This window comes from Pseudoalteromonas sp. SR43-5 (assembly GCF_014163835.1).
Taxonomy (GTDB): Bacteria; Pseudomonadota; Gammaproteobacteria; order Enterobacterales; family Alteromonadaceae; genus Pseudoalteromonas; species Pseudoalteromonas distincta.
The window spans coordinates 1-24498 of record NZ_JACJEA010000001.1 but is presented as its reverse complement, the minus strand read 5'-3'; the positions used below and the strand labels follow the sequence as shown (position 1 = coordinate 24498).

General features: G+C 37.3%; 23 protein-coding genes. 12 read left to right on the top strand and 11 right to left on the bottom strand.

The genetic code is table 11. The features are described from left to right. Positions 1 to 286: 286 nt before the first annotated feature. Complete coding sequence (locus H5090_RS00115; RefSeq protein ID WP_182694698.1) at positions 287 to 1861, top strand: AAA family ATPase; 1575 nt, start codon at positions 287 to 289, stop codon at positions 1859 to 1861. A 4-nt stretch (positions 1862 to 1865) separates the two neighbouring features. Continuing rightward, on the top strand, positions 1866 to 2954 hold the full coding sequence (locus H5090_RS00110; protein ID WP_182694697.1) for a hypothetical protein: 1089 nt from the start codon (positions 1866 to 1868) through the stop codon (positions 2952 to 2954). 191 nt (positions 2955 to 3145) lie between these two features. Here the strand turns inward: H5090_RS00110 and H5090_RS00105 are convergent, their stop codons facing one another. Next, a complete protein-coding gene (locus H5090_RS00105) occupies positions 3146 to 4294 on the bottom strand; it encodes a hypothetical protein (protein ID WP_182694696.1) in 1149 nt (382 codons plus the stop codon). A gap of 545 nt (positions 4295 to 4839) precedes the next feature. Further along, the gene (locus tag H5090_RS00100) at positions 4840 to 5685 is read right to left on the bottom strand and encodes a LytTR family DNA-binding domain-containing protein (RefSeq protein ID WP_182694695.1); all 846 of its coding nucleotides are present in this window, start codon (positions 5683 to 5685) and stop codon (positions 4840 to 4842) included. A gap of 147 nt (positions 5686 to 5832) precedes the next feature. Here H5090_RS00100 and H5090_RS00095 point away from each other — a divergent pair, with 147 nt between their 5' ends. Continuing rightward, positions 5833 to 6252 carry a DUF2141 domain-containing protein gene (locus tag H5090_RS00095; protein ID WP_182694694.1) on the top strand — a complete coding sequence of 140 codons (420 nt, stop codon included), beginning with the start codon at positions 5833 to 5835 and terminating at the stop codon, positions 6250 to 6252. Between the two features lie 10 nt (positions 6253 to 6262). Beyond that, positions 6263 to 7783 (top strand): carotenoid oxygenase family protein, encoded by a 1521-nt coding sequence (locus tag H5090_RS00090; RefSeq protein WP_182694693.1) that lies wholly within the window; start codon positions 6263 to 6265, stop codon positions 7781 to 7783. A gap of 191 nt (positions 7784 to 7974) precedes the next feature. On the opposite strand, the gene H5090_RS00085 is transcribed toward H5090_RS00090, so the two are convergent. The 3 genes from H5090_RS00085 to H5090_RS00075 all read right to left on the bottom strand — a co-directional run bounded on the left by H5090_RS00085 (position 7975) and on the right by H5090_RS00075 (position 10514). Next, positions 7975 to 9018, bottom strand: a complete 1044-nt coding sequence (locus H5090_RS00085; protein WP_182694692.1) for an acyltransferase — start codon at positions 9016 to 9018, stop codon at positions 7975 to 7977. Positions 9019 to 9575: 557 nt separating this feature from the next. Beyond that, the gene (locus H5090_RS00080) at positions 9576 to 9884 is read right to left on the bottom strand and encodes a hypothetical protein (protein ID WP_024596321.1); all 309 of its coding nucleotides are present in this window, start codon (positions 9882 to 9884) and stop codon (positions 9576 to 9578) included. 384 nt (positions 9885 to 10268) lie between these two features. After that, positions 10269 to 10514: a DUF4235 domain-containing protein gene (locus H5090_RS00075; RefSeq protein WP_002958040.1), complete on the bottom strand. Its 246-nt coding sequence runs from the start codon at positions 10512 to 10514 to the stop codon at positions 10269 to 10271. Between the two features lie 350 nt (positions 10515 to 10864). Between H5090_RS00075 and H5090_RS00070 the strand changes: the two genes are divergently transcribed. The 7 genes from H5090_RS00070 to H5090_RS00040 all read left to right on the top strand — a co-directional run bounded on the left by H5090_RS00070 (position 10865) and on the right by H5090_RS00040 (position 16423). Then, positions 10865 to 12097 (top strand): cytochrome C, encoded by a 1233-nt coding sequence (locus H5090_RS00070; RefSeq protein WP_182694691.1) that lies wholly within the window; start codon positions 10865 to 10867, stop codon positions 12095 to 12097. A gap of 212 nt (positions 12098 to 12309) precedes the next feature. Next, positions 12310 to 12804, top strand: a complete 495-nt coding sequence (locus H5090_RS00065) for a general stress protein (protein ID WP_002958042.1) — start codon at positions 12310 to 12312, stop codon at positions 12802 to 12804. 572 nt (positions 12805 to 13376) lie between these two features. After that, positions 13377 to 13946, top strand: a complete 570-nt coding sequence (gene sodC, locus H5090_RS00060) for a superoxide dismutase family protein (protein WP_182694690.1) — start codon at positions 13377 to 13379, stop codon at positions 13944 to 13946. Between the two features lie 16 nt (positions 13947 to 13962). Then, complete coding sequence (locus tag H5090_RS00055; RefSeq protein WP_039485228.1) at positions 13963 to 14196, top strand: ChaB family protein; 234 nt, start codon at positions 13963 to 13965, stop codon at positions 14194 to 14196. 213 nt (positions 14197 to 14409) lie between these two features. Continuing rightward, a complete protein-coding gene (locus H5090_RS00050) occupies positions 14410 to 14997 on the top strand; it encodes an ACP phosphodiesterase (protein WP_182694689.1) in 588 nt (195 codons plus the stop codon). 111 nt (positions 14998 to 15108) lie between these two features. After that, positions 15109 to 16044: a hypothetical protein gene (locus tag H5090_RS00045; protein ID WP_182694688.1), complete on the top strand. Its 936-nt coding sequence runs from the start codon at positions 15109 to 15111 to the stop codon at positions 16042 to 16044. A 37-nt stretch (positions 16045 to 16081) separates the two neighbouring features. Beyond that, positions 16082 to 16423: a YajD family HNH nuclease gene (locus H5090_RS00040; RefSeq protein ID WP_024604747.1), complete on the top strand. Its 342-nt coding sequence runs from the start codon at positions 16082 to 16084 to the stop codon at positions 16421 to 16423. A gap of 58 nt (positions 16424 to 16481) precedes the next feature. On the opposite strand, the gene H5090_RS00035 is transcribed toward H5090_RS00040, so the two are convergent. Further along, positions 16482 to 17840, bottom strand: a complete 1359-nt coding sequence (locus tag H5090_RS00035) for a serine hydrolase (RefSeq protein WP_182694687.1) — start codon at positions 17838 to 17840, stop codon at positions 16482 to 16484. 145 nt (positions 17841 to 17985) lie between these two features. Between H5090_RS00035 and H5090_RS00030 the strand changes: the two genes are divergently transcribed. Continuing rightward, entirely contained in the window at positions 17986 to 18330 is a 345-nt protein-coding gene (locus tag H5090_RS00030) for a hypothetical protein (protein ID WP_244958612.1), read from the top strand. Positions 18331 to 18430: 100 nt separating this feature from the next. Here H5090_RS00030 and H5090_RS00025 read toward each other — a convergent pair whose 3' ends face one another. The 5 genes from H5090_RS00025 to H5090_RS20705 all read right to left on the bottom strand — a co-directional run bounded on the left by H5090_RS00025 (position 18431) and on the right by H5090_RS20705 (position 24231). Beyond that, positions 18431 to 21133, bottom strand: coding sequence for a VCBS repeat-containing protein (locus H5090_RS00025; RefSeq protein WP_182694686.1), 2703 nt, complete (start codon positions 21131 to 21133; stop codon positions 18431 to 18433). 314 nt (positions 21134 to 21447) lie between these two features. After that, the gene (locus H5090_RS00020) at positions 21448 to 22125 is read right to left on the bottom strand and encodes a DUF799 domain-containing protein (protein WP_182694685.1); all 678 of its coding nucleotides are present in this window, start codon (positions 22123 to 22125) and stop codon (positions 21448 to 21450) included. Position 22126: 1 nt separating this feature from the next. Continuing rightward, positions 22127 to 22474: a DUF4810 domain-containing protein gene (locus H5090_RS00015; protein WP_008165258.1), complete on the bottom strand. Its 348-nt coding sequence runs from the start codon at positions 22472 to 22474 to the stop codon at positions 22127 to 22129. Continuing rightward, on the bottom strand, positions 22474 to 23154 hold the full coding sequence (locus H5090_RS00010; protein WP_182694684.1) for a CsgG/HfaB family protein: 681 nt from the start codon (positions 23152 to 23154) through the stop codon (positions 22474 to 22476). Before H5090_RS00010 ends, H5090_RS00015 begins: the two co-directional genes overlap by 1 nt. Before the next feature lie 702 nt (positions 23155 to 23856). Further along, positions 23857 to 24231 carry a DUF1223 domain-containing protein gene (locus tag H5090_RS20705; protein ID WP_259395013.1) on the bottom strand — a complete coding sequence of 125 codons (375 nt, stop codon included), beginning with the start codon at positions 24229 to 24231 and terminating at the stop codon, positions 23857 to 23859. Between the last annotated feature and the right edge of the window lie 267 nt (positions 24232 to 24498).

Here is a 24498-nt window from a genome sequence, read left to right as displayed (position 1 = left end):
CGCTTAACCCTTCAAACCACAATTGATGTGAACGTAAACGCCATGAAAGCACATCCATGTGCAAGCATGGCTTTCATTTCATCCATGAAATGAATTACTCATCAATTGCTTATTTTCAGGGCGTGATGACGGGGGGGTGTCAAAGATGGGATTGGTGCTTAGTATAGGGGAGTAATATTTTAACAACTCTATTAGTTAAGTACTTGTAATTTTATCAAAATTATTTGCCTTGGATTAGCGAATGCTAGTAATGTAGATGGAAACATTCAAATAAAATTAAGAAAACATGCAACATACTTTAAATGGAATTCAGGTTGAAGGCTTAAGGTCAATTATTAACTCGAATAAAATAGACTTTAGTCCTATTAATATTCTAGTGGGTACTAATAGCTCTGGAAAAAGTTCATTTTTGCGATTGTTTCCACTTTTAAGTCAGAGCGTTGAGGCCAGAACTCGTGGGCCTATATTATGGAATGGTCCGTATATTGACTATGAATCTATAGAGAATACGTTGTCTTCTAGTTTGAATATTGAAAATGACTGTCTTAAGTTGAGCTTTTTCTCAACACTAGCTACTAATAGTAGAGGCTTTCAATTCAAAGGAGAGAAAAAATTAACAGATATAAAATCAACTATAGCTATAGCTAAAGGAAAAAGGCCATTCACTAGCTTTACTAAAGAATATAGCCTGAGTTTTGATGATGATAATATTCAATTTACATTTAATGAAAGTGGCGAGTTGTTGGACGTTACATGCGAGAGGCTTGTTTGGAAAGTAAATAGTGCTGCTGATGATGTTGCAAAATATTCTGTTTCAGAAACAGACAGTCTCATACCATTTTTTAAAACAGGAAGAAATTACTTTTACTTTGAAAGCTCGAAAGATACAAAAGATGCAGCACAAGTAATAAAAAATAATATTCGGAATTATATTGAAAAGCTGACTAAAGGAACAGATGGTGCTCGTTTGACAAGAATCTGTAACCAATTAAGTAACACTAGGGGCAGTGATAGTGAAAAGTTGGTTAAATTTAGAAAAATTATTGATTATGCAAAAGCTAAAAAAACGTTAGTAAATTGGACTGAAAGTAATACTGATTTTAGGTTTTTAACAGGCCTATGTAACTTATTATTTGCTTTAGAGTACTCGGAAAACTTAAATATTTTTTTGACCAGTACGTTTCAAAATGTTCACTATGTTGCACCTTTGAGAGCATCAACTGAGAGGTATTACCGGTACCAACACTTAAATATTGATTCTTTAGATCATACAGGATCAAATTTAGCTATGTTTATATCTGCATTATCACCTAGATGGCAGAAATCCTTAGATAGTTGGACGCAATCAAGTTTTAATTTTACTATCAAAGTTGATTATTCAGGTAGTAACTTAGCATTAAAAATTGCTTATGCGAATAACAATAATAGCTACAACAACGTAACTGATATGGGCTTTGGTTTTAGTCAAATATTACCAATATTAGTTAGTCTTTGGTCTGTATCATCTGGTTATGAAAGAATAAAGAATTTTGATTACACAAACCAAGTCATATTTGCAATAGAGCAGCCCGAACTACATTTACACCCCAAAATGCAATCTAAAATGGCCAAAATATTTAGTGAATCTATAGCATTAGCTAAATCAAATAATATTAACTTAACGTTATTTATTGAAACTCATAGTGAGGCTTTGATAAGTAAATTTGGTGATATGATTTGTTTAGGCGAAGAGATGCCTGAAAATGTAAGTGTCAGACTTTTCGAACAAAACAGACAAACAGGGATTACTGGGCTTAGAGAGGCTGAATTCTCGAGTGATGGTATATTAAATAATTGGCCCACAGACTTTTTTGCATATTAAAACTATGATAATCATTTTAGATAAGTCAATATTTGATGCATACAAAGATCGAATTGATGTAAACATAATAGATGAACTGATTGAGGATATTTGTAAGCAAAGACGCAAAGGGAAACATCTGATTTTTGCTAATAAGAAAGACATCTTACAACTAATATCGGACGAAAATCTAAGTCGCCTGCAAAGTGCTACATTGCAACAAGTTAATAAGGAACTGACAAGTTTTGATAAAAGTCTTTTAAATGAATGTATGAGTGTTGAGTTCTTTCATCCGAACTATCTGACTGGTGAGCCTAAAACCGGTAGGCATGTTATTGATATTACTTTGATAGATCTAGAGAAAGACATTATACCATTGCCTAATCTTGTTTTAGAAAACTCCAAAGACGATATTATTTTTTCTGCTATAGCTTCTTATACTTTGAAAAAGAAGTCACTTTCAAACTTTAACTTAAATTATCAGGTACTTCATGGTGGTGGCAACACTATGATTGAGGTTTGTCGAGATTATTTGAATGTAAATCCATTAACGTTTGCAATTTGTGACAGTGACAGAAGGACACCATTATGTAAATCAGGTGAAACTTCTAAAGGAGTCCTTAGAGTATTTGATGCCTTTAAACGTCACGCACAGTTCCATGAGATGTTAGTGCATGAGGTCGAAAATCTTATTCCTATGTCATTTTTGAAAGAAATAGCTAGAAAAGAGCAATTGCCAACTTTGGAATTTTTAGACTTTTCGATGGAGGAGTATCCAGAAAGCTATTTTTACTATGATCTGAAAAATGGGTTTAAATATTCACAAGTTTGGGATGAAGACAGCGATATATCAAAGTATTGGAAGTCTATTTATGAAGAGTATGCTAAGAAAAATGATTTATGTTACTTGGCACTTTCTAAAAAACAGCTTCCTTTAGATGAAAATGATAATGTTATATTTAATAAGCTAAGCTCATTACTTCCTCACGCGATAAATAATATTCCTTATTCTGATAGCTCTAAGTTTAAGCCTGAGATTTTGGAAGATGCATGGTTAGATATAGGAGAGAAGTTAGTTAGTTGGTTTATATCGCCTAAACCGATCAGAATATAGTTACTACTAGAAACCAAAGGTGCCAAACCTTGACTACACATCAAGTACCTAGGTTTTAAAGTCGCTAGGGTCAGCTCTTTCTTTTTGCCTATTGTGATTAAGGAAAAATGCAAAACTTTCCCCTAGTAACCCCATTTATAAAAGGGCAATATTATTGCCCTTTTTTATGCGCTTAAATTGGTTTTTATAAACTATAGCGCTACTAAGCTTTGCTCTAGCATTGCCTCTATTTGTTTTACTATTTTAGCTTCTGTTTCTGGTTCGAATTGTTGTATACGTGGGGTGTGAATATGCCCTGTAGGTATACTTGAATTAAGCGCATCGCGCAGGCGAATACTTCGGTACGATATTTCGTTAGACAAGTAACCACCGCCGCCGCCATTAACCGCAATACTATTTTTAAGCTCGCCGTACGAACTCGCTTTATAGGTTTTTTCAAGCGTGGTGACTTCATGATTGTCGATAACTTTATAAGGGCCTTTGGCTTGTTGCATGTAAGTTACAGGCAAGCTAAATTTTACAAACTCGTTGCCCGGGAGTGGTCGGCCATTAAGTTTTGGTATTACTGGGCTTGTTTGCGTTCCACCATACACAATATTGGCATTATCGGGGGCGGTTACACTGCGACGTTTACCCGGGAAGTGCTCTAAATCAAACTCTGTTCTGCCCATACTTACGGTTACTACCATGTCTACATTATTAAGTGCGTAGTAGGGGGCAAGTAGCGACTCTATTATACCTTGATCGAAGTCTTCGTAGCGTACAGGCACCATAACGGTGTTAATTTCTGCGCTTATGCCGTTGTAATTAATAACTTGGCCGTCGAGTAATAACGCCGCAACACCTGAAGGATTACTTTGGTTTATGTTTTTATCGAGTAAAAAAGGGTCAAAGCCTGTTAGTAATATTTTTTTAGTGCTGCCTGATGAAAAAGCAAGGTCGGTACGGCCTCTGCTGCCTTCTTCAAGTAGGGTTAGTAAAGTATTTAGTTGAGCCTGCGTAATTGAAAATTTAGGTGAAGTTGTGCGTATTACTTTGCTTGAAAGCAGGCGTGCCCAGTAAAGCTCTCGGTCGTCGTAGTTACTGGTTTTTACAATGCGTTGTTTTGCGTTTTCCCACAGTTCAAAGCTAAAGCTTTGTACTAATGCTTTTGCACTTTTAAAGTCGTTTAATTCTTTAAATTGTTGCTCAAAACTTGATACTTGTGGGGTAAATGTATTTAAAACATTTGGCATTGCTGATTGGGCTTTGTTGATACGCTGTTCTTCAACAGTTAAAGGATTACTTAAAGCAGCGAATGAAGAGGCAATTAAGCTGGTCGCTAATAATACTTTGATCATAATACTCCTAAGATAAAGCTATTGTTTTATGTGTAATTTACTATCCTATTATTACTAACTTAGGGCAACCAATTAACGTTGAATCGACTGAAATTTGCTTTTGTTGTTTGTTATGCAATTCAACACTGCAACATACTAAGGAGCTCAGTGCGGCCTTGTTCTTCTTATTTTTCAGCAGTATTGAGTACAAGCGCTTGCTGTTTTATTTGCACTGCAGAGTGTTTTTCTATTAATAAAATCGCAAATTAGCGAGCTGCTAAAAAGTGGAGTCGGGATGGGCATTATTCAAAAGCTTGTAGACGGGCAACAACTGTAGGTTGGTTTGGGATAGGCGAAACCCAACGCATAGCCAATGTAATAAATTCAGCTACAGATAAATACCAATGCTATTGGTTGTAGGCGCTTAGCTTGCTGGCGCGTCGGGCGATAGCTCGAAAAGTTTTACAAAATTGTCTACAGACGCCTCTACTATTAATAAAGCCTAAGTCACTTTGATAATTAAGTAACTGTGGAGCTCTCATAGTTTGCTAGAGGCTCTTTTTTAGCTAAATATTTAAAGCTGCTTTGGCGTTTGCTAAATAGGTTTGTGATACTGGTACTTCCAAACCATTTTCCATAATAAGTATAAGTTTTCTGCCTTCTTTTTTACTTGCAGCAACTGCTTCACGCGATACCCACCAAGAGCGGTGTGTTTGAAAACCATCGTAATTTTCTAATTTTAATAAAGCATCTTTAAACCGTATAAGTAATAGGTGCTGGCCTTTATCTGTAATTATATTTAGGTAATGGTCGTCCATTTGTAGACAAATTAATCGACCTCTTTTTTCTAGTGGTAATTCGTTGATTAGGTCGTTTACTTGTTGATTTTGAATAGTTACGATTTTTTCAGACTCATCAGTAAGTGCTTTTTCACTTTGCTGTAACTGTTGATTTTGTTGTATTAAGATGCTTTTTATAGAACTTACACTCGCAATAACTCCGCCAATAAATACACACGCAAAAAAAGACATGGGGAGCGATTGCCAGTAATTTTCAAGCGAGTTAAAAAATAGGTTAATGATTAAGGGGGTCAAAAGAGCCATGATGGCACTGGCCGTGAGTGTTGAAATAATTAGCCTAATTGCTGCATTGTTATAAGGCTTAGGTAAGGATTTCAACAACCATACGGATAAAATTTGTATTGTAGGTGAGTAAATTACATAGCCGCTAAAGCAAATGATTGTCCAAAAAGCTCCGCTGTATAAAAAGCTAATTTCATGCATACCAAATGGTTTTAGAAACGTTAAAAAAAGCACAAAAATAGCCACAACCACGCAGTCAGATAAAATACTTCCTTTATCCAAGCTCCCTCTTACATACTGATTAATATGGTTTATTTCACGATTCGTCAATTGAACTCCTAGTTTTTTTACTTATTTTACGAAGTTTACTGTATAGCTTACGAAAGCGCTGTGGAAGGTGTTGGTTGTTAACCTTATTGTTATTTCAACGAGCCAAGAGGGCTCCGTCAATCTAACTTATTAGGAGTAGGAAATACCATGAACTTATTACAGCTTTCAGCGCTTTCACTTACATTAGTAATAGTACCTGTATCGGCACAAACGGTGCAATTTGATATTCAATCTATTCAGCATAATCAAGGAAAACTATACATACAACTGTATAAAGGTAAACAAAGCTATAAAAGTAATAAGCCTTATAGTGCCACGATAGTAAAAGCAAAAGAGGGCACTGTTAGTGTTAAGTTTAGCGACATTGAAGCAGGTGATTACGCTATTCGCTATTTTCATGATGAAAACAACAATGGCAGCATGGATACCAACTTATTTGGCTTACCAGTTGAAGGATATGGTTTTTCAAATAACGCCATTGTGAATTTTGGTCCTCCAAGCTATGAACAAATGTCGTTTAAGGTTGCTCAACAGCCTGTTAAAACTCACTCTACTATTAACTATTGAGGGCACCGATATGGAACGCAGAGAGGTACTTAAAAATATATTTAGCTTATCTATTGCTGCAGCGGTTGCTCCGCTACCATCTTTTGCTAATTTATCTTCGGCCGAAGGTGATTTATTAAAGCAGAACGCGCAGAGCTTTAATAAGGCTTTATTAATCAATCCAAATTTACAGGGCTTTGTTGGATTAAAGCAAAATATCCCCCCGCAGACACTGATGATTGAAGGAGCAATACCAGCTGATTTTAAAGGGGCATTTTATAGAAACGGTCCTGCAATACATCAAAGGCAGGAGCAACGCTATTCACATTTATTTGAAGGTGATGGCATGGTGCAACAGTTTTCATTTTCTGAAGAGGGGGTGACCCATCAGGCAAAATTTGTTAATACAGATAAATTTATCCAAGAGCAGCAAGCAGAGAAGTTTTTATTTTCAGGCCCCGACAGCAAATTAAAGCATAGCCGTTCAGTTACTGGCCCTGACAGTATTAATACAGCCAATATAAATGTATTACCAGTAAATGGTGAATTATGGGCTCTTTGGGAAGCCGGATCAGCAACCGCACTTGACGCGAATACGCTCAATACAAAAGGGTTGGTTGATCTTGGTAAAAACACTAAGTATGGCCGTAGTTTAAAAGGGTTGGCATTTTCAGCTCACCCTAAGGTAGATCCCGATGGCACTATTTGGAATTTTGGTAGCACTACTACTGGCGATATTGTGTTGTACCATTTAAGTAAACAAGGGATTACGCAAAAAGTTAATATTTTAAAAACGAATTACCGTGGCGGCATGTTGCACGACTTCTTAGTTACTCATAAGCACTTACTTATTATTTTGCCTTCTATTATTCAAGACAAAACTAATAATACATTTTTTGGCGCTATTAGTTTTGCTAAACAGTTACCAATGCGAGTGCTCGTTGTTGATAAGGAAACGCTGACATTAAAAAGAGAATATAACCTCGAACCGGGATTTGCTTTTCACTTTGGAAATGCGTGGGAAGATCAGCAAGGTAATATTCGCTTTGATGCTAGCCTTTATCCAAATTTAGATAACTTGCATTATATGAGTGATATTATGCAAGGTAGGATTAATCATCCTGAGCCGGCTAAAACAACATTTTTTACATTATATAAAAATGGCCAAACTAAGAAAGAAACCTTATCAGGGGTGAGTGAATTTCCTCGTATTTATAATCATTTAACGGGATTAAAAAACGATACTTTAGTTACATTATCCTCCATTGAAAGTGATGTGTGGAGTGACTCTGTGCGTGTTATTAATACTAATACAGGAAAACAGGATATATTTACATATGGTAAAGAATACCTAGTAGAAGAGCACATTGTGGTTGATACCTCACAAAAAGAAGGAAATGGTTACCTAGTTGGCACTGCTTTACACGTGCCTTCAAAGCGCACCTGTGTAAATATATTTAAAGCGAGTAGGGTGAGTGAAGGCCCTGTTTGTAAGGCATGGCTGCCTCATTCAATACCACTTGGTTTTCATGGAAATTTTATGTCTATTTAATAGAGTATTAAAAATAACGTTGTTTGCTTTTATTTTGTTAAGTGTGTTGCGAATGTCAGACCTTAATCACTTTGTGGAGTGAGTACACTCACTTCATATTGTAAACGAAAGGGAGCAAACATTGAGGAACCACACACTCTTATCCGAACGACAAGTACTCACCACAACCCTTATTTAATTGTAACAATACGTTAGGAGCCGATTAGCTTTCGTGAGTGTCGCCCTACTGGTTTCTTTATTAGCCATGCGAGGGCCATTGTTGTACCGACTCCAACAATCATATTTGCAATACCTAATAAGCCGATAATGAAGGCATCTCGGTGACTTTGAATGTAGTCTTGTAGGCCCATAATTAGAAAGCCAACGAATAACACATGGTAAAAATAAATAGAAAACGAATATTCACCAATGTTGCATATGGCTTTGGGTAGACGTGTTTCAATATTTTGAAGCCACTTTAAGATTAGTAAACAAGCTAAGATTTTTTGAATGTAGAAAAGAGTTTGTCGGGATGAATACCACCCATCTACTTTATATTCATTAATATATTGGATAAGGATGGCTGCGCTGATTAAGGCAGTAAAAGCGATTAACCACGTTTTATATTGATTGACCGTAGCCATTGCCTTTTCGTAATGACTCCCTATTATCATTCCGAAACAATATGCACCACAAAAATACACCAAACTCTGCATGCTTAAAAAATCAGGAAAGGCGCTGCGAGATATAATTAAGGGCACACATGCAAGGAGAAGCATAAGCTTTGGCGTGCGTTTATTCACAAAATTTAGCAATGGTGTCAATATAAAAAGTACCAATAAAATCGGTATGTACCAAAATTGAATAGCTGCGGTTCCGGATACTAGATTTGTGGCGACAGTGGTAATAAACGATATATCGGTTGCTGCACCATCAGCAAGGTAATATTGCCAGTACACAGCTGTCGCTATTGTGCTTGCGACAACATAGGGTAAAACAACATTTAGTGCTTTACTCTTATAAAATGAAATCCATCCTTTATTCTGTAAAACTTTGCTGAAAAGTAATCCCGAGATAATGGCGAAGTATAGTGTGCTGCCGTGAAACAATAATTCAGTTGAGTAAAACAGCGCTTTTAAACCGAGAGAATCTAAATCGCCAGTCCAAAAAATAGCAAATGACCACGCATGAGCTGCGACAATACTTAAGATCGCAATGCCTCTAAAGGCTTGTAAATGATAAATATGTGAAGACATAGGCAGAGTCATCTATCGTTAAATATACGTTATAATTATGTTACTGCTCAGGTGGTGCGATAGATACCCACTACATACGTATTCAGGGCTTACAAATTTAAACGAGGTAAATATTACTACTTAAAATGTATCGCCAAAATGCCACCTTGAGGTTTATGTATCTGTGTTTGATGAAGTTAAAACATTGATATTCAATTTTACCTACAGAAAACGCGTTGCTAACTAAGCTCAATGATACAAAGCGAGCCGTGTTATTAAAACGATTTACCAAAGGACTATACGGTGTTTATCAACAAAATAAACAGGTTGTTATTAGTGATTTAAGAATGGGGGATAGGGCAACTATGTGTTTTCGTTTGTGGTTGCTGAACAAAAAGATCAGCAGTTGATCTTAGGACAATATGAGAAATTGAGTAATTAATTGCCGCTATATAAGCTCAAGCAGATTTTGCTCGAATTACAGACTCAAATATCGATTTATAAACGAGCGCGGTAGTATCCACGTTTTTTTACTGTGGATATTAGTTAAGGGTTACCTGCTATTACTTAAGCCTAGTTTAATCATCTGGCCCTTTTAAGGTAAACACTAAATGTTTACGCATATCTTTTAAAATCACGCCTTTTTTAAGCATTGCGCCGCTTAAGCGTTTTTGCCATTTTAATAAATCAGGCTCTGCGGCTGCTAAGGCTTGCTCGTTTTCAAACTGAAAGCACAGCAGTAGTGAACTTGGAAATAAGTGATATTCCACATCAAACCAGCATTGCAACATACCAGGGAGCTCAGCGCGGCCTTGCTCTTCTAATTTTTCAGCAGTATTAAGTACAAGCGCTTGCTGTTTTATTTGCACTGCAGAGAGTTTTTTCATTATTAAAATCCAAGTTAGCGGCTAAAAAATGCAGCCGGAATATGGGCATTATACGCAAGCTTGTAGGCAGGCAACAACTTTGAAAGGGAGTTAATGTCCAATAGAGTGTATCTGCTTAAAATAAAGGGTCATGTTGCAAGGCACCCCCAGTTTTTCAACCTAAGTAGGTTGGATAAGCGGCGCAGCCGTGCCATCCGACTTTTTAAGTTTCACCACTGAACCCCGATTTGGGTATTAATATATTTTTTAGCTCAATAGTTAAGTAATCTTAACCTAAGCTTTTGCCAAGTTGCTTGCGACAACTGGGGAGTGGTTGTCGCAAGCCGCCTTTAGCGTCTCACCAAATTACGCTTAATACTTATAAGAGGTATTAATTGGGTAGGTTTATTTGGAGCGGCGCTTGTCTAGCACATAACGTACGGCCATTCTTGCAACACCCGCACCAATACCTGAGACTACTGCCCATGTAACGGCCTCTTTAAGATCTGTTTCTTCGCTTGGTCTATCTTTTGGAGCTGGTTCGTTGGTAACCTTTTCCCACGATTTTTGTAAAGTTTTCCTTGTTAACATACCTGCAGATGCAGCGGCGAGACCTATACCTATTGTCGTAATTAGTTGTTTATTACTCATAATGTTCTCCTTTTTATAAATAACGGCAGCGTTATTTATGTATAACTCTTTAAGTAAGAATATTTATAACAGCAATTTACGTACCGATAGGCTGAGGCACTTTTAAATCAGGGCGTTCTTGTTTTATGCAAATTAGTCGTTTAAAACCACACTCACATCACACTTTCACCACATTTACACACAAGCTAAATAACCATTGTAGAGCGTGCGCAACTCTGCTCAAAATCTTCTTTTTAGATATTAACTCTGCAATTTAACTTACCTTCTAGGCGGCTTATCGCACTCATTTCTGTACAGATAGTAAACACTTTCACCCTATGCTTTAATATTAAAAAACAAGGGAGGGCGTTATGAGTAAAAATCGATTTTTATTTAATAAATACGTTTTGGTAATGGCTGTGTCGGGCACTTTGTTTGCACCGCTACCAGTGCTGAGCAACGATAAGGGGCCAGTAGTTGAGCAGCTTTGTGCTAGTTGCCATAGTTTAACTAACCTTGAGCGCAGCGCGGGTTATAGCCAGCAGGACTGGCAAACATTAATAAGCTATATGGTTGATGCGGGCGCAGATACCGCGCTTAATAAAGATATAAGTGCTTATTTAGCCGAGCATTATCCTGTAAACACTAAGCGCGAGTCTAAGGTTGTTGCTGGCGACTTAAAGCTTAGCTTTAAGTACTGGCAAGTGCCAACGCTTGGGCAACGGGCTCGCGATCCGGTGCAAAGCAAAAATGGCATTATTTGGTGGGTTGGCCAGTGGGGTAATATTTTAGGCAGGTTAGACCCTCAAACCGGCGATATGAAAGAGTACACACTGCCAAGTGGTACTTATGCGCACAGTGTGTCGCTTGATAAAAATCAAACCCCTTGGTTTTTAGGCAATAAAAATGGCACGGTTGGATATTTAGACTTAAAAACCGAAAAATTTAAAGTATATAAAATGCCCGATAAAAACGCCCGCGACCCGCATACCGGTGTATTTGATGAGGCCGGTATATTTTGGTTTACCCTCCAACATAGTAATATGATTGGCAAGCTAGACCCTACAACTGGCGATATTCAATTGGCTACTTTGCCCACTAAAGGCTCGCGGCCATATGGTATTAAGCTAGATTCAAAAGGCACGCCGTGGGTGTCGTGTAATGGTAGTAACTGTTTGGTTAAAGTTGATAAAAATACCATGGAGCTTAGTGAGATAATACTCCCAGGCGCTAAAACGCATACTAGGCGATTAGCCATTACACCTGACGATATGGTTTTTTATGTTAACTCTGGTATGGGTAAACTTGGCCGCTATAACCCCAAAAACGGTAAAATAACGCAGTGGGATAATCCCAGTGGTGAAAACAGTCACCCGTATGCAATTGAATATGCCGATAACGCCATTTGGTTTAACGAGTCAGCCAAGCGTCCTGAAACCTTAGTAAGGTTCGACCTTAATACCGAAACTGTGCAGAGCTGGCAAATTCCGAGTAAAGAAGGAGTTTACTCAGGCTTAATTAGGCATATGCGCATGGGGAATAATGGGTTGATCATTCATCAAACAGCGACCAACCAATTAGCTGAAATTACGTGGAGTAAGTAATAATTTATTTTGTGTTAAAGCTGCGTACTGCTTATTAGTAAGTTTTCTTATATTAGGTAGGAGTTTTTTACAAAGCTTAGCAATTTTTACCTTTTAAATAAGTAAATTGATACAATTATTTATGTAAGATACTGATTTTTATTAGTTAAATTTGTGGTTTGGGTTTTGCTTAGTAGTAAGTGTATTTTCTTAAATAAAATAAAGGAGTTATTATGAGTACCGTTATTACTGGGTTATTCGAAAGTGCATCACAAGCAACACTCGCAATTTATAGATTAGAAGCTTTAGGTATTAATGAAGCTGACATAAGCATTGTAGCCAACGACTCATACGCAAAGGAAGATTTTGCTGTAGACGAAGGTACAAAAGCCGCTGAAGGTGGCCTTGTAGGCGCGGCTTCAGGTGGTATTCTTGCTGCAATTATTGGCGGTTTTACTGCAGTAGGTACTGTAGCAACCGGTGGTACGGGCTTATTAGTTGCCGGACCATTAGTCGCAGCATTTGCTGCTGGTGGCGCAGGCGCCGCAGTAGGTGGTACTTTAGGTGCTGCAATTGGTGCGTTTATTCCTGAGCACGAAATTAAGTATTATGAAGATGCCATTGAAAAGGGCTCTATATTAATTGGTGTTAAGTACGATAGTGACAACAAAAACGCTATTGAAGAAATACTTAACAATGCAGGCGCAAGTAACGTTTCTACGGCTTAACGCTAACTAATTAGTTTCAAAATTAATTAAAAAGGTGAAACTTAGTTTCACCTTTTTTTCGTTTTTAACGGCGGAGCAATCATAAATATTAACGTAATTTATTGTCATTAAATAAACTCCATATATAAGTAAATTGGTTTTAAACATGCTTTGATTATAGAAAAGACTTATTTAGATAGGCGCTTTTTATTACATGTCGTAAGGCCCCCTAACAACACCAACTCTCGAAACTACCGCCTATATAATAACGGCCTTTTAACTTGGCTTGTCTTTTTGGACTGGAGCGTTGGTAATCTTCTTTTATGAGTTTTGTAAAGTTGCCATTCTGTTTGTAAATATGCCTTGGTTTTTGCTTAACTTTTGGGTGAAAGTCAGTTTTTTTAATTAATTAGCTATTTATTTAAACGTAATAAAAACTATAAATTTACTTTTTAATCAATAAATTAAAAATAAATAATACATAAATTCATGTTTACTCGTAGGGCTGGTATATACATTGAAGCTACTTATTTAATAGTCGCTTAATTTAGCGTTATTGCTTTATTAATTTGATACTAAACGAGGAGATGATGATGAATTGTTTGCAGTTTGATTCAAACGCTAAAAGACCTTTAACCCGCGTTTTAAAACCAACTTTTGCGATACTACTTACCGGTGTGTTACTACAAAATAGCGCACTGGCTAATGTAAAAGTTCAAATGCACCAAGTAACTAAGTCGGGCCTGGGGCAATCACTAGGTACTATTACACTAACAGAAAATGATAACGGCGTTGTTTTTTCACCAAGTTTAAAAGGTTTAACGCCGGGGCAGCACGGCTTTCATGTTCATCAATTTGCTAGTTGTGAACCCAAGAAAAAAGGCGATAAGGTAGTGCCAGGTGGTGCCGCTGGTGGGCATTTCGATCCAAAAGCTAGCGAGCATCATGATGCTCCTTGGGCTAACGGCCATTTAGGCGATTTACCGGCGTTGTATGTAAATGAAAGTGGCCAAGCTAAATCGCCTGTTTTAGCACCAAGGCTCACGCTTGAACAACTTAAACAACATGCTGTGATGATCCACGAAGGAAGTGATAACTATGCAGAAGAGCCAAAGCCATTAGGTGGCGGTGGTAGCCGTGTTGCTTGTGGCGTAATTAAGTAAATATAAGGAGAAAGTTATGCCATATAAAAACCGTGACGAACTACCTGAGTCGGTAAAAAGTAACTTACCTAAACATGCTCAAGAGATATATCAAGAGGCGTTTAATAGTGCGTGGGATACCTATAAGGACCCTAGCGATAGAAAAAACGATGATGACCGCGAAACAACAGCGCACAAAGTAGCTTGGTCGGCGGTTAAAAATAGTTATAGCAAAAATGATAATGGAAATTGGGTAAAGTCGAGTAACTAAACCAACAACAAAGCTTAAGCATTAAAAAGCCGCCATAGTAGATATAGCGGCTTTTTATATACTCGTTTTATATTTGCGATGTTTATACAATACTTTGCAGTATGTTTGAGTAAAAACTGGTAAGAAAAACCATAAGTACTGCTTTAAACACGAATGTGAGTTTGGTTTAAATTTGCGTTATTATTTATTTGTATTAGCCAATCAGAGAACACTTTGAATTATTTAGCTCATCTTTATTTAGCGCAGCCCACAGCCGATTCTCATTTTGGGAACCTGTTGGGTGACTTTGGTGGAAAAAGACATGTAAAGCACTTACCAAACACGGTTAAAAATGGCCTCGATAACCATTATTTAGTTGATAAATTTACCGACTCTCACCCAGTAGTAAAACACGCTAAACATTACTTTTCACCCGAGCGTAAGCGCTTTGCTGGTGTAGCTATTGATGTGGTGTTTGATCATTTTTTAATTGTGCATTGGCAGCGATTTAGCAAGCAACCTTTAAGTGATTTTAAGTACACCAGCTATCAGCTTTTGAATAATCGCATACCTGTTATGCCAGCGCGAATGCAGCACGTTGTAACAAGTATGACTAAAAACGATTGGTTTAAAGAGTACGAAACCGTTGAGGGAGTAGGGCTTGCGCTCGATAACATAGCCAAACGCATTCGTTTTACGAACACTTTTGCGGGCGCGGCTGATGATATAAAGCGTAACTACAATGAATTAGAAAACGTGTTTTTAACGTTTTTTCCGGAGCTGGTTAAGCATGTGAATGAGTTTAGTCTTGAAAGCACTTAAAAAGTTAGATAAAGAACTTTATTTAAAGTTTTCATAAATTGTTAATCTTTTGTGATAAGTTAAGGTGAAAAAAACGCTACTCTAATACAAATTAATCTTTGAGTGTTTTTAATGAATCGCAATTATTTAGTTATTGTGGGCTTTGCCGTTTTATCGGCATTTCTATCTGGTTCTGTATTAGCTTTTGACTTCGACTTAAAATCGGTACGAACCACTATTTCAAACCCAAGCACTAGCCACGCGCTAATAAACGATGACTTGGCGCAGAGTAATCAAAAAACACTGTTTTCGTTAGAGCCCATAAATAACCAGCGTGTGGGTGTGTTTTTTGATATTAACGACATTGAAATTGGTTACTCAGCCGATATTTTTGAAGATGATGTTGAAACAAAAACACAGGATATACTGCTTTCGTATAGAAAATTTAAAAATTCTAAAATCACATTTAACTATCAAACGCTTGAAGGGCTGCAAAGCACGGCTAGCAATTTAAGCGGCAATCAAACAGATCAAATTTTCTCGCAAAATACACGTTCAACCAAGTTTGAGTTATCTGGCCAACACAACTTTTATACCTTCAATAATAAAGCGTCTTTGTTTGAGCATTTTTTTCTTAATAGGCCAAAGTTAAGTAACAAATTTGATATGTCGTTAAGTATTGTTGGCGCGTGGTCTTTCAAGCATGTATCTCTTGAGAATAAAGATAATATTGTGTTTCAGGCTGATTTTTTAAATTCGTCTGCACCACAGGTCACTAAGTTAATTTCTAATTCGTATGGGGCGAGTATTGGCTCGCTTTTATCATTTTCGTTACCGCATAATGTTCACGTATTTGCTGAATACAAAGTAGGTAAAGGGCATATTCAAAACACAAACCCTGGGCTGGGGTTAAAAGATTCGGGCGCCGAAAAAGTTGAAGCATACGGCGGTGGAATTTCTTGGACTTCCGACAATAAAAAACTTATGGTCGTACTACGCGCGTGGGAGCAAACAGGCCGGCATATAGATACTTCTTTTGGTGATTTGTCAGTAATTAAGTTTTTTTAGTATTGATCACCGAAATAGTAAATTTACCAGGAATACTATGAGTAAGAATAACGCAGTACCTCAGGCTTATGTGAAGCAAGAGGAAGGGTACCGAATTAAAGCCTTAAGATTGTACCCTTGGGTATGTGGGCGTTGTGCCCGTGAGTTTGAGTACTCTAATTTACGTGAGTTAACGGTGCATCATATAGATCATAACCACAGTAATAATCCAGAGGATGGCAGTAACTGGGAGTTATTGTGTATTTATTGCCACGACAATGAGCACAATAAATACCACGAACATATTATGTATGGCGGGTCGACTACAGAGCGAAAAGTTGAGGCTGCAACACATTCTCCATTTGCCGATTTAAAAGCGATGCTTAATAAATCAAAGTAGCTTTAGAGAGAGCTATTTAGCAAGAGCGAAGCATTGTGTGCCTCGCTCAAACTTGTCGCTAAATTTTAATCGCCTCAGTGGGCGTTGTTGATAATCCACTAAAATACTTCATTACTAATTGGCCTTGGCTGTCTTTTTCTATTACTAAGTAATTGTTTGAATTAGGATAGTAAAAGCTATTTTTAGACATCGTAATAAGTTTTGTTTTATCGCCACCGGTGTGCTTAGAGTACAAAACGTCATTTTCAAAAATTAGGCTGCGTAAGGTGTTTTTATCAATACGGTAATCACCCAATACGGGCGCTAACTGCTGCGCTGTTACATCTGCTTTTTTAAACTCGGGGAGCGCAATACCCAGTGCTTTGGCTGTGAGTTTTTCGTTGATAAAAATAGGGTTTATGTGGTTTGAATTAGCCAGTACTGCAACATATAGCTTTTGCTCTGGAATATAGCGTGCATGTGCTAAAAAGCCATTTATTCCGCCAGTGTGTTTAATTACGGTGTATTCATTCAAAGGCTTAATAATTAATCCGTAACCATAGGATGAAAAGCTGCCGTCATTGAGTTTAAAAGGGCTGACCATCTTCTCATAACTTGCTTTACTAATGAGCCTGCCAGACGATAGGGCACTAAACCAAATGTTTAAGTCAGTTGGAGTAGATATAAGCGCACCAGCGGCATATGGCCAATCCATATTAATGTAGCTGGTGTTGATAAATCCTTGCTCTGTTTGCTCATAGCCAGATGCGCGATGGGCAACAAGTTCTTGCCCTTCATAACTACTCTGGTTCATTTTTAGCTTTTTAAATATGTGTTGTTCAATAAAGTCTTTGTAAGACTGGCCACTTGCCACTTCAATTATTTTACCAAGCAGTGAATAGCCGGTATTTGAATAAGCCATCGCTTCGCCGGGTTTAAACACCATTGGGTGTTTGGCAAATCTCGCTAACGCATCGTCAACGCTGGTGGGTACTTGTATTTCTTTATCAAAGAGATCGTCGTCATCTGTGTAGTTGGCGATGCCTGAGGTGTGGGTTAATAAGTTTTCGATTGTGACGAGGTTGCCTTCAGTAGGAAAGCTTGCAACATACTTATGAATATCATCGGTAACCGCTAGCTTACCTTGCTCTTGCAGCATCATAATTGCAGCTGCAGTAAATTGTTTTGAAATAGAACCTAAACGTAAAACGCTTTGCTCATTAAGTGCAATGTTATGCTCAAGGTTGGCAAGCCCGCGCGCTCCTTTAAAAAGTACTTTGCCATTTTTACTTATAATTACCGATACCCCGGGCTCGTTTTCAACTAGGCTCTCGTTAAGAATTTCCTGATACTGCGAGGCTGTCGGGTTTGCTTTTACAAGGCTGGGTGTTAATAGCGAGAGGGCTAACAAACAGCTAGCGTAAAATGGCTTAATCATATTCATCCTTTTATTTTTATACCAAACCTGTAAATAGGTTTAGCAATCCTTGTACTTATTAGTGAATTAATATTGCACAGCTAAAAAGTAAACACAATTATCAGATTTTATAGGGACTCAGTAATAGGTATAATCGCCGCGTTTATTGGTTTTATTATTTTCTTACAAGGAAGTTATTTATATGCCTGATATAACGGCTCTATTTTATATTGCGATTATGGCTTTTTATTTATTACACAAAAACGAAGAGGGCAAAATATTAGTGCCCATAATAGGTTTTGCTGCAATTCCTCTTTTTAGCAACGATTACTGGCTATGGTTTAAGGTAAGCGTAGGGTTAGGAATTTATGTATTGATGGTGGAAAAAGCTAAAGCAGGGTATACCGGTGGCGGGGCTGTTTCAGCATTTGCTATGTTTTTTATGGTGGCTTTTTTAGTTAGTATTATTATAAAAACTATTTTTTCTGTTGCTATTAATTTTAGTTTTTAAACCTCATGTTTATTTAGTCAAAACTAAATTATCTCTACTTTCTCGCGCATACTTGTGGTTTATTATTTTTAATAAACCACAAGTAGCCCTTTAATTTAAATTAATGAGTTAAAAACATTCCAACATTAGTGCCAAAAACTAGTGGCACTGTATCTTTACCTATTTTGCCAAATTTTATTGAGTTACCCATTACTTCTCCCGCTAATGGGTAGCCTTGCCATACAATGTCACCTGTCTTTGTACTAACTTCAGAGATAAGACTTGATTGTGAATAATAATTATTGTCACTTGAGTTTGTGGTTATTAATACATTATCAGAATCAGGTAATTGTATTAGGCCTGTTACTTCACCATTAATTCGAGCTTTTAGTAATAGTTCTAAGTCTAATGAAAAAGTAACTAAATTACCCTGATATGAGTATTCAGGAGAAAAACATAAAACACTATCCGTTTGAGGTTGTGCATAAAGACTCTTACATTCCTCTGAGTTTACTGAACTGGAGCGCATGCTCAGTTTATTATTCTCAAAGGTAAGAGTTGTTAGGCTATCTCGAGTACTTAGTATTACTAATTTTTCCCCTAAAGTACTTGTTGTGGCAGTAATTGAGGTGATGGCACTGCTAGCTGTCCATGTAGCTAGAATATTATTGTTACTAATGTCGTGTACGGTAAGTGTTTCATATGTGGCTATTAATGCATCGTCATAGCCATCGTTATTAATATCAGTAACCTCTAAAGCATTATAATTAGAAGAGTCATCTTCTGTCGTTACTTGCCATTTAGAAATATCAGACTCTAATTCAATTACGTTTAGGGAAGGAGAGTAATTGCGAGTTCCAAATATAAATAATTCATCATAATTGTCTGAATCTATATCACCTATTGCTGCTAGGGCTGCTTCGAGAATATTTGATGAGCTATTATAATTAGGTGTAACTTCACCATCTTCATTCATAGTTAAGTATCGAGGGCGAATATAGCCACTATTTGTACTAGGAATTATATAAACTGCCGCCTCTTTTTCAGGGCTTATATTTGCCCACCCAGCTGCAATATAGGAATCGTATTGTGAAGGTGATTCTCTATTTGCGTTATGCCATAAAATTTCGGGATTTGGAGTAATACCAGCGACTACTAGTATATCTTTACCTGAACTGCTTAAGCCTGTCCCCCAAACAATTTCTTCTTTACCATCATTATTAATATCGCCAACAACCATCGCAGCGCTGCCATGATCTATAAGTGGCAGTGTCCACAGCTCTGCATGGGTATTATCAATAATATCGTAGGCGTGAACTTGACCCCATTGGCAGTCGCCAATTATTATCTCATCGGCTGGGTCGTTATCTATATTTGCTGTGGCTACAGAACAATTATCCTGATTATTAATAGTTAGGATTTGAGAGCGATCATTAGCATTCCATACTGTTATCGAATTCCATCCTCCAGTGCTAATGATCTCATCTATACCATCGCTATTTACGTCGCCCGTTGCCATAATTGGGCCAAAGCCGTCAGCGTTAAACCATTGACTGCTAGCACTTTGGATATCAAAAATTTCACCGTTTGAGAGTATTAATTCTAATGATGTGTCGCTATCGATATTGGCAACAGCTATTTCAATAGGAGAATCTCCCTCTAGAGAAAAGCTAAAAAGCTCTGTTTGAAAATTATTGTCGTAAACAACAGCTTCTTTAGCGCTATAGCTTTCACCAAAAATTACGATTAATTCAGGTTCGCTATCACTATCAATATTTTTTACCATAAAATTGTGGATAGTTTTATTTGTCGAAAATACACTGCGAGGGGGCTGTGTAAAACCACTTACTTGATAGATATTATTATTTGTTCCTACAAAGGTATTGTTTGCGCCATTATCTTCTTTAAATACAGATAGGCGCATTTCATTCTGATTACCGCCAAAAGAGTATGGGTAGCTGTAAATTGATTCGAATCCATCGCTTTTTTGAGATATAACAGACAGTCCACCTAATTTATCAAGCACCAACATTTCGTTATTTTCATCGCCAATGAAGTTACCAATTTGCATACCGTTAGATATATGGGTGAGCTCAATATCCTTTCGCATTGTAGGTGCTTTAAAGTTTTGTATTGTTACATTTATTTCACTAACTAATGGCTCAAGGGTTCTATCAGATGTAAAAGCAAATTTAACCGTATTTTGTTGCGTTATCATAGGCAATAGTGGGGTCCATTTTACTTCCCCTTTGCTTGATACCGTCATTCCATTGGGTCCGTATAATAACTCGACTGGGGGGCCTGACTCAGCATCTTTATTTACATTGAATGTAACTTCTTCGCCTGCTTTTGCTTCAGTAGGTGCGCTTGATAAAGACAACGTTATTGCTCTATCAAGTGTAAAAATAGCACTGCCGCCAGCGCCTGATTCATACCATTGCATTTGTTGTTCATTAGGAAAACTAGCAAATAGCTCAAGGTTAGCCCCAACAATATAATCAAAAGAACTTTCACAGTCATACCCTTGATTTTGTTGCTCAAAGCTTAGGGTTAATGAGTGACGTTCACCGCTATCAACAGATGCATCAAATGAGTAGCTACCGGTTACATTCGACTGATTAGAATTGATTTCGAAACTACCATCTGTATTAAACTGAAATGTTTCTAAGCATTTATTTGGGTACTCGTAAAACCAAGTGGCACTAATTGATTTTGATGTTTCATTAACAGCAGGTACAGCGGAGTTTGGGGCGTCTTCACCCCCGCCACCGCAACCGGAAATGAAGCTCGTTGATAAAAATATTACAGAGAGTAGCTTTCGCATTACATCTTCCTTAATCTGAGCTTTGATAAGCCATATAAATAAACTGAAATATAAGATTAGCCATGACGCTGAGCATAACTAATATATAAAAGTGAACGAATTGTGAATAAAAATAATCAGTAAATCTAGTTAAATCATAGTTATTTGTAAACATAAGTAAATTGAACGACTGCTAAAGTGGTTGGTTTGAGATAATTAATAGTCGTACGGCTGTTGCGCATAGCCGGTACTAATTGAGCGTTCAAAAAAAAGGCCGGTTACTACTTGGTAGTACGGCCTTTTAAAACTCTAGAATAGATTAGTAATTATGAAGTTTATTTTTTCTTTTCGCTTGGTGCTGGTTGGCCATAATTAGGTGAACGAGGTCCATATAATAAGCCGTTGTAAACATCTGAAGAAAGTAAGCGTGTTGAAGTCATTGCTGCGATTTCAAAGCCTTTATCGGTTACCGTTTCAGCAATTTGATTGATTGCTGCAATAACAAGCATACCTACAAGGCCACCACCGCCATTACTTTGTTGTTCAGCTGAAGAGGCTCTTGCTTTGCCTTGCCATAATTGCTCGCCCGTGCGTAAATCAACTAGTGAGGCTGACACAGTTACAGCTGTTTCGCTAGAAATTACAACATAGCTAGTGCCGTATTCTTCAATAGTGATGTAAAGCGCAGAATCTGCACCAAAAATTTCATGTAATTTATTCACCGGTACTTGGTGTACGTCGCTTGCAACAGTGAGGCCATTACCTCTAAAGGTTTGATCAACTAAAGCAACAGGAAAAACATAAAAACCCGACTCAGCTATAGGCGCGACCATTTGAGTCATCACACTGTATGGTGCAATTACTTCAGGTGTATTATTTAGCGGAGGTAAAATAATAACTGAGTGAGGGTCTGCTTGTTTAAATGCTGTGTAGTCATGTGCTGGTGGAGGTGAAACACAACCAGCGAGTAATGCGACTAATGCGATCGCTGTGTATGATTTTAAATTAAGCATATTAAGCGCCTTTCGCAGATTTTAGAAGGAAGTCGATGTAATGAACTGATTCTGGGAAAAGTGATTTCTCAGTTTCGAAGTGAGTAGTGCCTAATGAAGGATTACCCGTTTCAAAGTACAGCATACCTAGGTGAGCATGTAGGCCAGGTGCAACATTCTTACTTTTGTTTGCGGCATCGGCAATAATTTGCTCAAGCATACTAATTTGCTCTTCGGCTGTTACGTCATCTGCTTTTAAATAGGCGTATACGGCAGTGCTATAGTCGCCGTAATAGTAAATAGGTTCTTTCGTTGAGTTACAACCCGTTAGGGCTATACAAACAAATGCTAAGGTAATTAGCTTTTTCATTATTTATTGCCCCATTGGCCAGCTTCAAGACCAGTAACTAACTTGTTAACGACTTCGCGAATAGCTAGGTCAAGTACTTTGCCATTTAATGTGGCATCGTATGAAGCTGTGCTACCAAAACCAATAACTTCACGTTCTGATAGGCTGTATTCACCAGCACCTTGCACTGAATAAATAACTTCTGATGTAGTAACATCAACAACATTAAGCGTTACTTTAGCATAAGCAATTTGCGATTTACCTTTACCCAATAAACCAAAAAGCTGGCGATCGCCAATGGCTTTACGGCCAAACTCTGTTACATCACCAGTTACAACAAATTTAGCACCGCTAAGAACTTGTTTTGTACCTGTTAACTTTGCCTCTTCCGCAAGGGCTGCCATATTGTCGCGATCAAGCACACTAAAGCGATTTGTTTGTTGTAAGTGGCTCATTAGTGTTGTTTTTGCTTGGCTACCTAAACGGTCTTGGCCTGATGCAAATATACCATTTTGAAAGCTCGAACGGTTTACAAACTGACCTACGACTAGTTCGCTTTTTGCACCTGAGTAGGTTGTGTTATAGCTAGCAACAGTTGGTGTTTCTATTACTTTTGATGATGTTGTAGCACACCCAGCTAAAGACGAAGCTGTAATTGCAGCGATTACAATTGTTTTAATGTGGCTTTGGTTAATTCGCATAAATTTTTGTCCATATAGATAATTGCAGAAGTTTTTATTGATAGGCACTTGATTTTTATACTTATAAGTCAATTACTTATTTCAAGAGTCCATTCAACTTACTTTATAAACAAAAGTTGATGTAAATACAATGTTATTTATGTTTTATACAGATACACACAATGAAAAAGAATAAATTCTTTGTAATAACAATGCTAATTCATTAGTTTTTAAATTATTGAAAGCCTTTTTCTATAGTTGATATACAAGGAGATTTATTGCGCGCTGAGTTGTTAATTAGTAATTTTATTCAATTAACTGTAATTTTTAAAACCAATCGGCTGCAACTTGTAGTGGGGAAGGATCGCCTTTTTTAGATACCTAAAACACTAAGGCTTGCTTTGTTGGCGATATTTTTTTAGCGCGAGGCAGGGTTAAGTCAGCTAATGATAATTGCTGCTTGGTCTGCATGTTATTTTGCTCGTAGCCAATAACAACAAAGTCGTGTTTTAACTTATGGCCTGCGTTTTCGCCGCTGTGTATTGGTGTTTCTATGCCAAAGCCTAACAGAGCTACATGGGCTATTAAGTTTTGGTCAGTAGTATCTTCGATATTAACAGCATCGTATTCGAGATTAATTTTACTGTTGTTTATAGTCGCTTTTAAATTACCTAAATAACGGGCTTTAGCTACAGGAATAGCTTGTTTATAAAACCAACCTAGTCACCCGTTGCCGTTAACCATAAATCTTGGAGTAGCTACAATCCTACTTTTACCAAGTGCCTTATAAGTGCGTTGTCTGTTACTAAACACAGCAGAGGCAAACGGGTCTTTCCAACCCAAATAATTCCAATAAGTAACATGAAAATTAATAGGGATTAAATCAGTCCATAGTTTTTCATCATCTGTAAACGTTGAAATCCAGCGCTCTGCTGGTGGGCAGCTACTGCAACCTTGCGACGTGTAAAGCTCTAAAAAGGTAGTCGGATTAGCTGTACTGGAAATAGTTACTTGCTCAGCAGCTTGGCTTTGAAAGCAAAAAATTATTAACCCAACAAGTGAAATTAAAAATGGATGGGATAGTGCTTTAAAAGGCATGTTACTTCTCGCAAAGGCTGATATTGCATTCAGCCTAAATGATATTTACGAATGTAGTATCACGAAATACTCACAATTAAATCACGTTTTAACTGTGTATTTTATTTAGCTGCTCAATTATTGAAATACTTTACATGACTAAATTTTATTTTTAGGAAATATTATACTTAATTTGATGGTTTGTTAGTTAAAAGCGTCAACCTTTATTGTGTAAGTGTTTTTTTTATATAGAGGTTATCAAATTTTGAGTTTTTATTTATTTATTTA